Below are 14523 nucleotides of genomic sequence, written 5' to 3'. Positions count from 1 at the left end.
ATCAAAGCCATCTTCTTAACCCGCTCAGCTTTTAAACACAATCGGGAGCCAGAAATACACCGCAAGGACAATCGCAACAATACTGATGATATTTAACCAAAAGCCTGCCCTGACCATATCAGATATTTTCAGCACGTCCGCACTAAAGACAGCGGCGTTTGGCGGTGTGGAGATCGGCAGCATAAACGCACATGAAGAAGCCAAAGCAGCCGCAGCCATTAACCCATATGGCTCCATGCCAATCGCAAGCCCAAGCCCTACCGTAATCGGAATAATCATATTGGCAACAGCTGTATTTGACATAATTTCAGTCATAAACAAAATCGCTCCCGTTAAAATGATCAACAGCACGATATACGAAAGCCCATTTAAATGCTGTAGATTTTCCCCAATCCATCCCGTTAGATTGGTTTCTGCAAAGCCCGTAGCGAGCGAAAGCCCACCTCCAAACAAAAGCAAAAGCCCCCATGGCAGCTGTTTCATATCCTGCCATTCTAATATTCTCTCTCCATTTGTTGCTGGAATGAGAAATAACAGCATGGCACCGAAAATGGCGATAGACGTATCAGATACGGTGATCCCTCCAAACAAAAAGAGCTTAAAAATCCATAAAAACGCCGTCATGAGAAAAACAACAAACACCCATTTTTCCTCTTGTTTCATTTTTCCTAAATTCTCTAATCCCTTTCGAATGAACGCTACACTCATTTCACCTGTGTGCTCTACCTTGAACTGTACCTTGGTCAAATACAGAAATAAGAGAATGAGCAGAATCATCGCAACAGGAAAACCAAACAAAAACCATTCAAAAAACATAATTTCCCGATCTAATAGCTTTTTTGACATCGCAGCAAACACCGCATTTGGCACAGATCCGACAAGTGTTGCTAGACCACCAATTGACGCTGAATACGCAACCGACAATAAGATGCTTTTACTGAATCGATCAAGAGATGGACCAGATAAGACTTCATTAGCCTTGACCTCTTTAATCACTGCAAGTGCCACTGGGAGCATCATCAGGGCTGTCGCTGCATTCGAAATCCACATAGATAAAAAAGCAGTCGCGATCATGACACCTAATACAATGCGGTCACTTCTTGTGCCAATCACCCTCAAAATGTGTAAGGCCATTCTTCTATGTAAGTTCCATTTTTCAATGGCAATAGCAATCATAAATCCTCCCATGTACATAAAGACGATCGGATCTCCATAAGCCCTTGATGTCTGTTCCATAGAAAGCCCGCCAAGTGTCGGCAGTAGGATGATGGGCAATAAAGATGTTGCAGGTATGGGCAGTGCTTCTGTCACCCACCATGTTGCCGTCCAAGCCGTAATGCCCAAGACTACCCTCGCAGCATAGGTCAATTCATCTTCAGGTATGAGAAACAGAACGAGCAAGAAGAGTGTCGGTCCAAGAATAAGTCCAATTACATTCACTTTTTTATAAACGATAACAATTCCCCCCTATTGAAAGCGCTTGTCATATTTTTTCTAATTTTCCACATTCGATGATCTCTTAAGAAATCCTTTAAATCATAAGAAAAAATGAAGATATCTTTCATAAAAACAGCTGTCATTTTACTCCCATTTTCAAAACCATGACATGATGCCTTGGTCTATTTTCATAGGAGAAACTATACAAATCATGTGCAATCACTGTAAAATATAGAAGATCTAATCAAAAATTGAGGTGTTTTCATTGTATAAGGATCAAAGAAAATCATTTTGGAAACAGAAAAAATTCATTATTCCTCTTCTTAGCATCATCGTGATAGCAGCTGCTCTCTTTTTCTTAAAAGATACTCTTTTCTCAAAAGAAAAAGAGGCTTTAAAAGCGGCTGAATCCTTTACGAAACAATTAGAGAAGAAAGACTTTACGAAGCTGGCTGATGAGGTAACGAGTGCGTCTTTGAAAGCCAATGACTTCTCAAAAAAACAACTAGCCGAAAAATATGACAATATCTTTAACGGAATTGGTGCTTATGATCTGAACATATCAAAGCTCAACGTCGAAAAACAGGACAAAGGAAATGGGTATCAATTTTCCTATGATGTGACAATGAAAACGTCTTTTGGCAAGCTGCACAAGCTTTCTTACAAGGGCGTTCTCTCAGAAGAAGATGACAAGTGGAAAGTGGACTGGAAGCCAAATCTCATCTTCCCGCAAATGGAGAAGGGAGATACTATCAAAGTCAAATCAGACCCTGCTGTCCGTGGAAACATTGTAGACCGAAAAGGGCGTACGCTGGCAGAAACAACTGGTGGAAACGCACTTGGCATCATCCCAGGTAAACTCGGAACAGGGAAAGAAAAAGAACGCAATATCAAAAAAATCAGCAAGGCGTTTGATATAGACGAAGAACTGATTGACAATCAGCTGAAACAAGCATGGGTCACAGACGACACGTTTGTCCCGCTCAAATCAATGTTAGAGCAAAAGCCGATTCCAAAGGAGGTAAAAGGCGTCACCTATCAAACGAAGGAAATGCGTTACTATCCTTATAACGAAGCCGCCGCCCATCTCACCGGCTATGTCGGAAAAGCAAATGCAGATGATATCAAAAGAAATCCGGCATTAAAAGCAGATCAAATCATCGGCAAAACCGGCCTTGAATTTACGTTTGACAAAAACCTGCGTGGACAAGATGGCGGAAGCATTCTGATCGTCCATGATGAAACAGGCATTGAAGAAACATTGCAAAAATCAGATCGAAAAGATGGAAAAACAGTGAAGCTGACCATAGATGCTTCTTTACAGAAAAAAACCTATGAACAGCTAAAAGGTGAAAAAGGGGCCGTCACGATCATGAATCCATCATCGGGGGATCTATTAGCGCTTGTCAGCGCCCCTTCCTACGATGTCAATCTCATGACAAATGGGATCACACCTAAGCAATATCAGGTATACAGTGAAAACCCAGACCTCCCATTCCAAGCTCGCTATGCGAGCCGGTATGCACCAGGGTCTACATTCAAAACCATTACAGCGGCCATTGGGCTGGAAACAGGTGTCACAAAACCTAATAAAGTACGCACCATTCATGGACTGAAATGGCAAAAGGATCAATCTTGGGGCAATTATCGAATTACACGGGTTCACGATAAAGAAAACGTAAATATGGTCGATGCCCTCGTGTACTCAGACAATATTTACTTCGGACAGGAAGCACTGGAAATTGGCAAAGACACCTACGAAAAAAAAGTAAAAGCATTTGGGTTTGGCGAAGATTTGCACATGCCATTTACAATGAAACCAGCACAAGTATCGAACGATGGCATTCAATCGGACATCTTACTTGCTGACTCTGCCTATGGCCAAGGCGAATTACTCATGTCACCGATTGAACAAGTACATGCCTATTCTCCATTTGCAACAGGAGGCAAGCTTGTCTATCCTCGAGTCGTTCAAGATGAAAAAACAGCATCACCAAAACAAATCATCAAAGAAGACTCGGCAAACTCAGTGAAAGACGCGCTGACTCAGGTCGTGACCAGTCCAAACGGTACAGCTCACTCCTTACAAATTGAAGGAGCTGATATTGCCGCTAAAACAGGAACGGCAGAGCTGAAGAGCAAACAAGGGGCAACAGACGGTTCTGAAAATGGATTTTTACTTGCATTTAATCCCAAAAAAGAAGATTACGTCCTCGTCGGCATGATTGAAGGTGTGAAAAACCGCGGCGGAAGCGGACTCGTCATTCAAAAAATGAAGCCTGTGATCGCATCTTTTTATCAATAACCCTTTAGAGACACAAGCACTTGTGTCTCTTTTTTCTAAATCATGACAATTTGCTATTGTTTTATAGTTCACCTTATGAATAAAATGAGAAGAATGCAAAATAGAAAACAGTTGAATGAAAGGAGGAAGTCTCATTGGCTATTGCTGCTCGTACAAAGGATAAACCTCAAAATTCTGTCACCGGATCAACGGTTTACCCCATTTTATTGATTATTGGCATTTGCCATATGCTGAACGACACATTGCAAGCCGTTATTCCTGCGATGTTCCCTATTTTAGAACGCTCAATGGGGCTGACCTTTACACAATTAGGGCTGATTGCCTTTACATTAAATATGGTCTCCTCCGTCATGCAGCCCGCTATTGGGTGGTATACAGATAAACGGCCGATGCCTTATGCACTCCCGATTGCTTTATTTTCTAGTGCTGTCGGTATATTCGGGCTTGCGTTTGCGCCTTCCTTTGCCACCATTTTGCTTTGCGTTGTCTTTATCGGACTCGGCTCTGCAATTTTCCATCCAGAGGGCTCTCGTGTTGCCAACATGGCAGCTGGTCCAAGACGAGGACTTGCACAGTCCATCTATCAAGTAGGCGGAAATACAGGTCAAGCCTTTGCTCCGCTGATCGCTGCATTAATGCTCGTCCCTCTCGGTCAGCCAGGCGTGGCTTGGTTTACGATTGTTGGAATGATTGCTGTCGGTTTCCTTCTTTATATTTCAAGATGGTACGCAGGAAGACTTCAAACCATTCGAGCTCAAGCGAAAAAGGCTCCAGCAAAAGCTGCAAGATCTGATATTCATCGTAAGTCAGCACTCACAGCACTTGGCATTATCGTCTTTCTCATCTTTGCCCGCTCTTGGTATGGGAATGCGATATCGAATTTCTATGCGTTTTATGCGATTGAACAATATGGATTGACGATTAAAGAATCACAGACTTATATTTTCTTATTTCTCATTCTAGGTGCAATTGGGACATTTTTAGGCGGACCGCTTGCAGACCGCTTCGGCAAGAAAACCGTGATTTTAATTTCCTTATTGGCATCCTTTCCGCTTGCCCTGCTGCTGCCATTTGCCGGACCTGTTTTTGCTTATGTTTTACTTGGACTAATTGGGGTCATTCTGACATCAAGCTTCTCTGTCACAGTCGTTTATGCTCAAGAACTATTTCCCGGGAAAATTGGCACAATGTCTGGTTTAACTGTTGGGCTTGCGTTTGGTATGGGTGCAATTGGATCAGTCGCTCTAGGCTCATTCATTGATGCCTTCGGTTTAACGCCTACCATGATCGGAGTCGCCTTTTTACCGATATTAGGCATCCTGGCCTTCTTACTACCTAGCGATCAAACCATCTCCAAATGGAATGAATCATAAAAAGGAGAAAACCGCTCAGTTATTGAGCGGTTTTTTCATATCTCATAAAAATGCGTGTCAGGAACGTGCTTCTTTGCAATAAACCCTTGCTGAAATTCTGGAAAGACCTTTTGCACCTGTTTAATTTTTTGATGAACCAAATCGGCATACGGAATATATAGATGATCCACTAGATTTTGTTCTGTCATATAGTAATACCAATTAAGATTAAAGGTATTCTCATCAATGATCGTAAAGGCAGAAAAATGATAGAACAAGAGTGGATATTCGTCGAGATACATATCCCCTTTCACAACTGAAAACTTGTAGTTTTCAATATTCCAAATGGCGGCATTGGCTCCTTTAGATGTCACCACATGGACCCCTTCAAAATCATCGATCCATCTTTCAACATACCGCTGATCTCCATACGTCTTATTTTCTGTATCCATTTCTACTGTACAGTGTGCAAGACAGTTTTCCTTCCATTGTGTGACCGCCTGTTTGGCAACGTCTGTGTTGCGGCAGCCGACAAATCCAGTATTAAAGCGGCCAGACAACTCATAAAAGTGATAGAACCGCTTGGAATTCATATGATCCGTCAAAAATAAATGAGCGAGTGGATTCTCTGCAAATACCGCCTCTGGATCATGATAAAAATACAAATCCGTATCCAAATGGGCGAGATAATCCGCTTCTGAGGACTCAAGGATTTTGAGCAGAAAAGCAGGCTTTAACGTCCAGCAATACTCATGGAACGTCCGATCATCTTTTGCCTTTCGCAGCGTGTCATCTTCAATGTCTTCAAGCTGTTCATATTGAACGTGCGGATGAGGGAATTCACTTAACACTTTGTAAGCCAAAGGGTCCGCACATAAAACCGACAACTTGAATGAATGGGCGGTTTGTTCAAGCGAATGAATCAGCGCCAAAAGCTTAAAAATATGGGTATTCGACACAATGGTTGTAAAATGATAAGATGCCATCTACAACACATCCACTTGAAACAAATCAACGCGTAATAGCTCTTTCGTCAGCCCTTGAATGGCTTCTACAAGCACTGTGCAGCCATATTCCTGCCGTGCAAGCTGCGCTGCCTCTGACAGCTTTTTCAAAGGGACATGCTTTGCTGTCAGCTGATCTTTTTTATCGCGTTTGATGCCTACATTCCGCTCTGTGATCAAATGAAGCAGCTCTAAAAAATAAGAAAGCAGACCATCGAATGCCAGATTTTCACGCAGCTGCCGGACCTCTTTCACAATGTCATTTGTGACGGTGTGAGAAAATGGACCAGAGAAAGCCAAATGGACATCAATGGCATCAATATTGTTGTACTTCTCGCACATATACAAAATATTATATTTGATGTCATCAAATGACGTTAAATTACTTGGATGCTCCTGATGCACACTCATGATATCCTCTCGCAATTCAAACGAGAGACCAAGCTGATGCAGACGAATTCCTAAATCATAATCTTCAAACCCGTACCGAACGATATTTTCATCAAACATCCCGAGTGCCATGACATGCTTACGTTTGACAGAGGAGTTATTCGTAATAAAAAATCGCCACGGCAGCTCATAAGAGCCTAAATCATAGTTATACGTGCGCAAAATGTCTTTGAGAATATCAATAAACTCAGACTGCAAATCGAAGCTTTTCTCTAGAAATGCACCATTTTCAACTTCCTTCATTGATAAAAGAGGCGTTTTATCTTTCATTTTCCGCTTATACAAGCCTTGCTTTTTCAACCGATTGATATGATCCTTATCAAATGCTTCGTAAAAATAACGATAAATCCGCTTCCAGCATACACCACAAATGACAAGGTCCTCATGAACAGCATGTGCCTCCGCATGCTTTTGAATAAATTGCGGCTCTGCCAGCATATCGCTGTCATGGAATATCAGCAGGTCTCCCTCCGCCTCGCGAATGGCATGATTGCGACCCTTGGCAATCCCTTGATTGACAGGAATACGTACCTTTTTAAACGGGAAATTCACCTCAATGTTCTCAAGCATTTCCATCGTGCCGTCCGTTGACCCATTATCAGCGACAATCACCTCAAATGGAATATCCGTATCCTGAAGCGTTAAGGAAAAAAGACTCCCTTCTAAACGCTCTTTGGCATTATAGCTTGGAATAATGACGCTTACCTTTGGCTTCTCATTCATGCGTCATCCCCCTCCAATTTGGCATAGCCGTTAAACAGCGGATCGACCTGCTTAACAGATTCAATCACATGGCGCAGCACGTTTCGATAGGCTTCTTGGAAAAACGGCAGATCATTTCTCCCTTTTTCATGAATTTGCTGCATCTCATCCTTGCTCACGATGCGAAAGCCGCTGAAATGATAGCAAATGAGCGGATGCCCATCCTCCAGCAAAATACGTCCATTCTCTTCCCGATAAGAATGTTGCCCATAGTTCCAATGACCAATATTCACGCCTTTTGTTTGAATATCTTCCACTTTTTCAAACAGCTTCGGCATATGATCGAGATATCCTTGATCGCCAAACTTGCCTTCGCCCGGCGCATTTTTGCATTCCTTCAGGCATTCTTCTTTCCACCAGCTGAGGCATTTCCGGCCGGCTTCATCTCCTTTAAAATGCAGGAAGCCTGAGTTATAGCGGCCTAATAGCTTCTGAAGCATCTTCACTTCCTCGGGATCGAAGCTCGGAATCACAATATCCCCTCTCGAGAGTAAAACAGAGGCATCCGGCTGATGTTGAAAAATCACTTGCGGGCTCTCATAAAAGAACAAATCCGCATCAAGATAGGTTACGCCCTCTGCCTGCTCCTGTTCAAATAACCACTCAATCCAAATCGGCTTTAATGTCCAGCAATATTCCGAGGCATCCCGTTCCTCTTTTTTATCCAGCAGCTCCGGCGTTTCGAGCTCCCGTACATGAACAAGATCGACATGAGGAAAATTCATTTGATGAAGCAGATCAAATGCAGCATCATCCATACATAACGTCTTGATGACAGCATCATCTTCTACTTGCTTCAATGATAAGAAAAACGCAATGGCTTGATAAAGTCTTCCACTCGATAGAACCGTACAATATATGCTGTTCATCTACTTACACCTCTATTTTTGAAAGAATTCGCGGTACCATTCAATCGTCTTCTCTAAACCTTCATCAATGGAGTAGTCAGGCTTCCAATCAAGCAGCTTTCTCGCCTTTTCTGCCGACAAATATTGATGCTTAATCTCATGCGTTCCTTGGTTTAAAATACGCGGCTTCAGTTCACTGCCCATTGCCTTTAAAATCTTATCCACAAGCTCAAGCACCGTCAGCTGAATTTCATTACTAAAGTTAAATGCTTCTCCAGCGAGCCCTTTTTCCTCCATCTTCTCAGCTAGCAGCAAATAAGCCTTGACTGCATCTTCAATGTAGAAGTAATCACGAATAAATGTCCCGTCACTTCTAATTTCCGGTGCCTCTCCTTCTAACACAAGCTGGATGGTTTGCGGAATGATTCTGTTGAAATTTAAATCCCCGCCCCCGTATAAATTGCCGCAGCGTGTAATACAAACCGGAAGACCATATGTGTTGTAATACGTGTGAGAAATTAAATCTGCACAGCTCTTCGATACATCATACGGATGTTTCCCATTTAGCGGCATGTCTTCATCGTATGGAAGCTGCTCCTGATCGCCGTATGCTTTATCACTTGATGCCACGATGACTCGTTTGATCAGCGGCTGTCTTCTGCAAGCCTCCAGTACATTCCATGTCCCTAAAATATTGGCTTCAAATGTAGAAACAGGGTGTCTATTTGCGACCCCAACAATGGCCTGCGCCGCCAAATGGAAGACAGTATCAATTTCGTATTCTCCTAACGCACGTTCAATCGTTTGCATATCCTCCAATGCACCTTGCACCACATTCATCTTTTCGAATTGACTGCCTTGATATAAATTCGATCGAGGCACCTGATCACGCACAAGTCCAGTTACGTTTGCACCTTGATCAATCAATTCCTTGACGAGATAGCTTCCCAATAGTCCTGTACATCCAGTCACAAATACGTTTTTCCCATTCCAAAATCCGCTCATGCCGTCACCAAACCTTCCATGGTTGTTTTCCATTTGTCCACATGCCATTGATTTCCTTCAGGTTCTTATACGTATCGATCGCTGTCCAAAATCCGTGGTGCTCATAAACCGCAAGCTCTCCATCATTCGCCAGATTTTGCAGAGGCTCCGCTTCAAACACGCATTGATCACCGTCTGTCAAATAGTCAAATACCTTTGGAGACAACACAAAAAACCCTCCATTGATCATCCCGACACTGTCTGTCTTCTCAGAGAAGGATTGTGCCATCCCGTTATACACCTTCAGTGTCCCGTACTGGGACTTCTTTTCAATTCCTGTGACAGTCGCAGCTGCCCCAAGATCCTGATGACGCTTCAGCAGATGAAACATATTGATATTGGCAAGTCCATCACCATACGTCATCATGAATGTCTCATCCCCAATGTAGTCCTGCGCCTGCTTTAACCGTCCGCCTGTCATCGTCTCCTCACCCGTATCTAAAAAGGTGATTTTCCAGTTCTCTGACTTTCCTAAAAGCTTCATTTCTCCTGTTGCCATATCCAGCTGCATGCTGTGATGCCGCCAGTCGTAGTTCAGAAAATATTCTTTGATCTTCTCTCCTTTATATCCAAGCAATAAGATAAACTCATCTACTCCGTAATACTGATAGATTTTCATAATATGCCATAGAATAGGCCGATCTCCGATCATAGCAAGTGGTTTAGGAAGCGCTTGTGTGACCTCACTCATTCTCGTTCCCTTTCCTCCGCAGAGAATGACTGCTTTCATCTTCTCCCCTCATCTCTCTATGAAAATTTTTGATTGAAAACCTTATCTTTATGCGGAAAATCAGTACATGTACCCTCAGACTTTGTCCGACATCAGGTTTTGAATCTACTCTATTCATATGTCGAAATGAGAGATGGTGCCACCTAGCATTTAACTATTTTTACAAATAAAAAAAGAGCGAGATTTGTATTCTCGCTCTTTCAAAGTTTAAATTGTATATTATCAGGGTAGATGGTATGATAAACATGTGCATCATCAGCACAAACAGCCTCTTTTTATAAAGAGACTACTAGATGGAATGAATTTAAGTGGCAGCTTGCTTCATTCTCAATATGAATCACGGAGGTGAATTCTCATGGCACAAAACGTACTTTGTGAAGTGAACTCTTGCCGTTTTTGGGCTGATAACAGCTGTACTGCTTCTACCATTAAAATTGGTAAAAACACAATGACTGATGTGACTCGCAATGCCGAAACTGATTGCGAAACATTTGAAACAAAATAAGTTGTTTTTCTGAGATGAAGGAACTGGCAGGTTCCTTCTTTTCTTTTATCATTCTATCAAGAATGATAATTATTATCAAGTGTTTTTCACTAAACATTTCTCGGGAAATAGTGACACGATATTTCTCCATTCGTTGACGATTTTCACTCCTTTTTCTATACTCAACATATCCGAAGAAGAAAAAGTGGTGACCAATCAATGGATTTTACGATACGTTTTCTATCATTCTTTGTCGTAGAAATCGAAGGCAAAGATGAACAAGCAAATAAACGGTTCAAGCATTATCAAACATTAGATCAAGAGGAATTTGAACAAAGTGAGCTGAAGGACTTTTTAGATGGTGAGCTAAAAAAAATCGTCAAACGAAAAGTGGACAGACACCCTAAATCTGAACAAGTACCGACCAAAATTGGCCGATTCGTTGTCGAACCCGGTCATGAACTCGATTCAAATCCAAACTACAATTTATTTCATCAGACGAGATTTGCAGATACAAAAGAAGTATTTAATGAATGCAGCGAACAGTTTGTTCGCACGTATTTAGATACAAGTGCTGTCAGAGGCGGCGTTTTTTTAGTTGCGTCTGCTGTCCCTAAAAAATATTTTGATGACTCCTTTGTCTTTATTATGAAATGCGATTTTGAACAGAAAGTGGCTTCTATCGCTGATACATCTACCTTGATCAAAAAAGTCGAAATGGCCATTACAACAAAAAATATGAAATCGATTCAATATCCGTTTATGCCAGAAGAGGGCATGACAGAGGAAGCCGAAGTGAAAATTCACCAATCCTCACATGCGCGTTATTTTGAGGACTTTCTGAAATTCGTCGAATACGGGGAATCTATGCCTGAAATCATGAAATCACAGGTCATGAATATGGTGCAGGAACAAGTATTTGAAACATTACAGGATGAAAGTGAAGAATTAAAGCAGTTCGAAGAGGATCTTGAAAAATGGGAAGCGAGTGAAAAACGAGAAATTAGAGAAACACTCGATACAGAACAGGTCACACTAGCAGCTTCTCACATTGTGGAACAAACCCCTGATATCACAATGAAAATGCGTCTAGGTGAAACAGAAATCAAAGGACTTCTAGCGGACTTTGGCCACTCGATCCATATTGCGAAGGTCAACAATCGATATGTCTTGCTCGTTGAAGCAGACCAAATCGTCTTCGAAAAAGGAAGCACACCTGTTGAATTCCATAAACCAAATGGATTAAAAGAGGTGGTCAGCCACCTGACGCAAAAAGCCTACGATTCAGACATAGAATAAGAGAATATGACTGCCTCCTGCGATCAGCTGCATGAGGCAGTTTTTTTATATAACGCTTCATTTTTTACACTGCACCAGAAGAAACATGCAGCTGCCCGTCTCTTGCCCACATGCTGACAAGCATTAAGCTTATGATGAGCATCAGCCAAAAGACACTGTTTGTTCCGAAAAACTGAATCAACGTATATCCGCACAAAGGCCCTAAAGCAGCACCCATATCTTGAACAAAAGAATAGCTTGCGAGAAAGCGGTTCTTATCTGTTTGAGCAGAGGCTTTTTGAAAGGCAAGTGTATCGGTGAACGTTGTTACAATCGTTGCCAGCAGCTGAATCAAAAGCAGCATCAATAGGAACCAGCCGCTTACCTTCAGCATGACCCCAAGAAAACTGAGCCCTCCAAATGAAAGAAACATCCAGCATAGCATTCGTTCCTTCATCACAAGCCGATCAAACCATTTGCCTGTTCTCGGTGCGACAAATGGTTCCCACCCCCACCTGATTGCTTGAATGACACCGCTTAAAACCGAAGCTCCGATGACAAAGCCAAATAGAGCAAATTCATCCTGATCGATCTTTGCTTCAATGACATGACTCAGCGTGGATGCGAATAAACCTTGTATAATAAGTGCGACCAGCATGCCTGTTATCAGTACTTTTACAACATCTCGTGCAAACCACTTCTGTTTGATGCCATGATACATCTGCGTGCCTTCTCTCTTTTCAATTTCATCCAAAGATACATAAAAAACGCACCCTATCAATGTGAGTAACCCAAAGACAAGCGTCATGGACTGGAAGCCGATCAAGCTGGCGAAAATCCCGCCAAATAACATGCCAAATAAACTGCCAAGCCGGTAAAGCCCATTATAAAGACCCGTCAAATGTCCTTGTGAGCCTTCGTCCATTTCAGCCAAAACCCTCATCCCGCTCATACGGAGTAACGTCCAAGCAAGTCCCCATGCGCAGCGGCAGATCAGCAGCAGCCAAAAACCGCTCACCCCATATAATATCGTGGTCACTGACGCGATCAAAATCGCCATCAATACACCGGTCTTCATGGGGATATATCGATAGAGCCACCATACGACAGGCGCTAGCGGGATGCGAATGAATCGGTTGATGGACAGCAGTAATCCGACCTCCCAAATGGATGATAAACCAATCTCTTTCCAATAGACTGGAAGAACAATATAGAGCATTGAATCCCCAATAAGTGCAAATGCTGTGATGAGCGATATTGACACAACTTGCTTTTGACGATGATCCATTTTCCCTTCCCCCTTCGCTATCTTTACGATAAGGGATGCTTTATAATAAATCTAATGAATGTTTTTGATTAAACCATTAAAATAATTGATAGGTGGTGCAAAGTTGAATTTACATGCCCTTCGGATTTTTGCAAAGGTCGCAGAGACTAAAAGCGTCACACAAACAGCAGACGCACTATCTTTGACACAGCCAGCTGTGACGGCTCAGCTTAGAAGCATTGAACGAGAGATCGGTTTTCGCCTTTTTAAACGAAACGGCCGAGGAATTACGCTCACAGAAATGGGAAAGATGCTGTATCCTTATGCCCGGCAAGTGTTCGAGGCTGAAAAGGAAGTAGAATATCAGATCACACTATTACAAAACGGGAAAAAGGGGCACCTCCGCATCGCTTCTACCTACGTACCACTCAACTTTTTACTGCCTGATTGGCTCGCTGCTTTTAAAACGTCATCACCACAGACAGAAATCGAATTAAAAAGCGGAAACTCCGCTCAAGTGATAGACAGCCTGCTTCAATATGAATCAGATGTGGCCATCGCTGTAATTGAAGATTTGCATCATGAGGAGATCGTTACCTCCCATTTGACGAATTTAAGCTATGATTTTATTGTGCCAGCAGACCATCCGTTAAACGGAAAAACCGTCCCGCTAGAGCGCCTGAGCCTGGAGCCTTTTTTGATGCGTGAAGAAGGCAGCTCCACAAGAGATAAGCTCTTTTCCCTTTTCACCTCGAAAGGAATTAAAAAACCGACTGTTGATTTACAATTCAGCGGTGTTCATGAAGCGATTCAAATGATCAAAGCTGGCTATGGGATCACACTTGTTCCCCGTGATGCGGTTCAAGGCAGTCTCAAGCGGAAAGAGATTGGGCGCGTATATATCGAAGGCATAGAAATCGTCAGACCCGTTGTTATCTGCAAACGGGCGAATGATCTTGAAGAAAATAGAACAGTGGATGCCTTTCTGCAAATGAAAGATATCGGTCCATTTAAGGCGCCTGCTGCAAATTAAAAAAGTGCCTGCATAAGAAACAGGCATTTTTTTCTATTCGGCTGGTTGAACAATGTCATACGGTACAGCCTTTGAGGCTTTCACTAATTGTTCTGGTGTGATGAGGATTTCATTTCCCCATTCGCCTGCTCCAACACCTAATACCTCTTCCTCTAATAACGAAGCTTCGATGATGGTGCGGAAGCCTTCTGGCTGCCAGCAAAATGGCGGTATCGAGCCAATTCGGTAGCCCGTCACTTCCAGAACCTTCTCTGGTGATGCCATTTTAATATTACGAGAGCCGGCCGCTTTCTTTAGTTTCCCTGACTTAATATGCTGGTCTGCGCCAACCATCACAAGCAGCTGCTCCCCTTCCCCTGTTTCAAAAATCAATGTTTTGATCATTTGTCTTTCACGAAAACCAAGGGCTGCTGCTACATTTGCTGCTCCCTTCTCTGTTTCGGAAGAAAATGCTTTGATCTCATATGGGATGCTGTGCTGATTCAAGAATTCATGTGCCGGTAGTACTTTCATTGATTTGAACCCCTTT

General features: G+C 42.6%; 13 protein-coding genes. 5 read left to right on the top strand and 8 right to left on the bottom strand.

Annotated elements, in window-relative coordinates:
- Positions 1-24 precede the first annotated feature (24 nt).
- Positions 25-1440, bottom strand: a complete 1416-nt coding sequence (locus tag MKZ03_RS03455) for an SLC13 family permease (protein WP_268496223.1) — start codon at positions 1438-1440, stop codon at positions 25-27.
- A gap of 262 nt (positions 1441-1702) precedes the next feature.
- Here MKZ03_RS03455 and pbp4 point away from each other — a divergent pair, with 262 nt between their 5' ends.
- Complete coding sequence (gene pbp4 / locus MKZ03_RS03450) at positions 1703-3742, top strand: penicillin-binding protein PBP4(5) (RefSeq protein ID WP_307499272.1); 2040 nt, start codon at positions 1703-1705, stop codon at positions 3740-3742.
- Between the two features lie 134 nt (positions 3743-3876).
- Positions 3877-5115, top strand: coding sequence for an MFS transporter (locus MKZ03_RS03445; protein ID WP_034664564.1), 1239 nt, complete (start codon positions 3877-3879; stop codon positions 5113-5115).
- A 35-nt stretch (positions 5116-5150) separates the two neighbouring features.
- Here MKZ03_RS03445 and MKZ03_RS03440 read toward each other — a convergent pair whose 3' ends face one another.
- From MKZ03_RS03440 to rfbF, 5 genes are read right to left on the bottom strand one after another with little or no spacing between them, the layout of a single operon-like run.
- Positions 5151-6080 carry a putative nucleotide-diphospho-sugar transferase gene (locus MKZ03_RS03440; RefSeq protein WP_106031361.1) on the bottom strand — a complete coding sequence of 310 codons (930 nt, stop codon included), beginning with the start codon at positions 6078-6080 and terminating at the stop codon, positions 5151-5153.
- Entirely contained in the window at positions 6081-7271 is a 1191-nt protein-coding gene (locus MKZ03_RS03435) for a glycosyltransferase family 2 protein (RefSeq protein ID WP_340971973.1), read from the bottom strand.
- The gene (locus MKZ03_RS03430; RefSeq protein WP_341030943.1) at positions 7268-8179 is read right to left on the bottom strand and encodes a putative nucleotide-diphospho-sugar transferase; all 912 of its coding nucleotides are present in this window, start codon (positions 8177-8179) and stop codon (positions 7268-7270) included. Before MKZ03_RS03430 ends, MKZ03_RS03435 begins: the two co-directional genes overlap by 4 nt.
- 12 nt (positions 8180-8191) lie before the next feature.
- On the bottom strand, positions 8192-9163 hold the full coding sequence (locus tag MKZ03_RS03425) for a GDP-mannose 4,6-dehydratase (protein WP_041816148.1): 972 nt from the start codon (positions 9161-9163) through the stop codon (positions 8192-8194).
- Positions 9164-9167: 4 nt separating this feature from the next.
- Entirely contained in the window at positions 9168-9932 is a 765-nt protein-coding gene (gene rfbF, locus MKZ03_RS03420) for a glucose-1-phosphate cytidylyltransferase (protein ID WP_106043758.1), read from the bottom strand.
- A gap of 355 nt (positions 9933-10287) precedes the next feature.
- Between rfbF and MKZ03_RS03415 the strand changes: the two genes are divergently transcribed.
- Both MKZ03_RS03415 and MKZ03_RS03410 read left to right on the top strand, forming a co-directional pair.
- Positions 10288-10437 (top strand): DUF1540 domain-containing protein, encoded by a 150-nt coding sequence (locus MKZ03_RS03415; RefSeq protein ID WP_003213883.1) that lies wholly within the window; start codon positions 10288-10290, stop codon positions 10435-10437.
- Between the two features lie 198 nt (positions 10438-10635).
- Positions 10636-11715: a DUF3900 domain-containing protein gene (locus MKZ03_RS03410; RefSeq protein WP_341030941.1), complete on the top strand. Its 1080-nt coding sequence runs from the start codon at positions 10636-10638 to the stop codon at positions 11713-11715.
- 64 nt (positions 11716-11779) lie between these two features.
- On the opposite strand, the gene MKZ03_RS03405 is transcribed toward MKZ03_RS03410, so the two are convergent.
- Positions 11780-12982, bottom strand: coding sequence for an MFS transporter (locus MKZ03_RS03405; RefSeq protein ID WP_307499269.1), 1203 nt, complete (start codon positions 12980-12982; stop codon positions 11780-11782).
- 103 nt (positions 12983-13085) lie between these two features.
- On the opposite strand from MKZ03_RS03405, the gene MKZ03_RS03400 reads away from it, so the two are divergent.
- Positions 13086-13994, top strand: coding sequence for a LysR family transcriptional regulator (locus MKZ03_RS03400; protein ID WP_341030939.1), 909 nt, complete (start codon positions 13086-13088; stop codon positions 13992-13994).
- A 33-nt stretch (positions 13995-14027) separates the two neighbouring features.
- Here the strand turns inward: MKZ03_RS03400 and MKZ03_RS03395 are convergent, their stop codons facing one another.
- Complete coding sequence (locus tag MKZ03_RS03395; protein WP_060595726.1) at positions 14028-14507, bottom strand: aminoacyl-tRNA deacylase; 480 nt, start codon at positions 14505-14507, stop codon at positions 14028-14030.
- Positions 14508-14523 lie beyond the last annotated feature (16 nt).

Origin of the sequence: Bacillus sp. FSL R5-0431 (assembly GCF_038002985.1) — a bacterium.
Taxonomy (GTDB): Bacteria; Bacillota; Bacilli; order Bacillales; family Bacillaceae; genus Bacillus.
The sequence above is the reverse complement of the archived record's forward strand: the minus strand, read 5'-3'. Positions and strand labels throughout refer to the sequence as shown.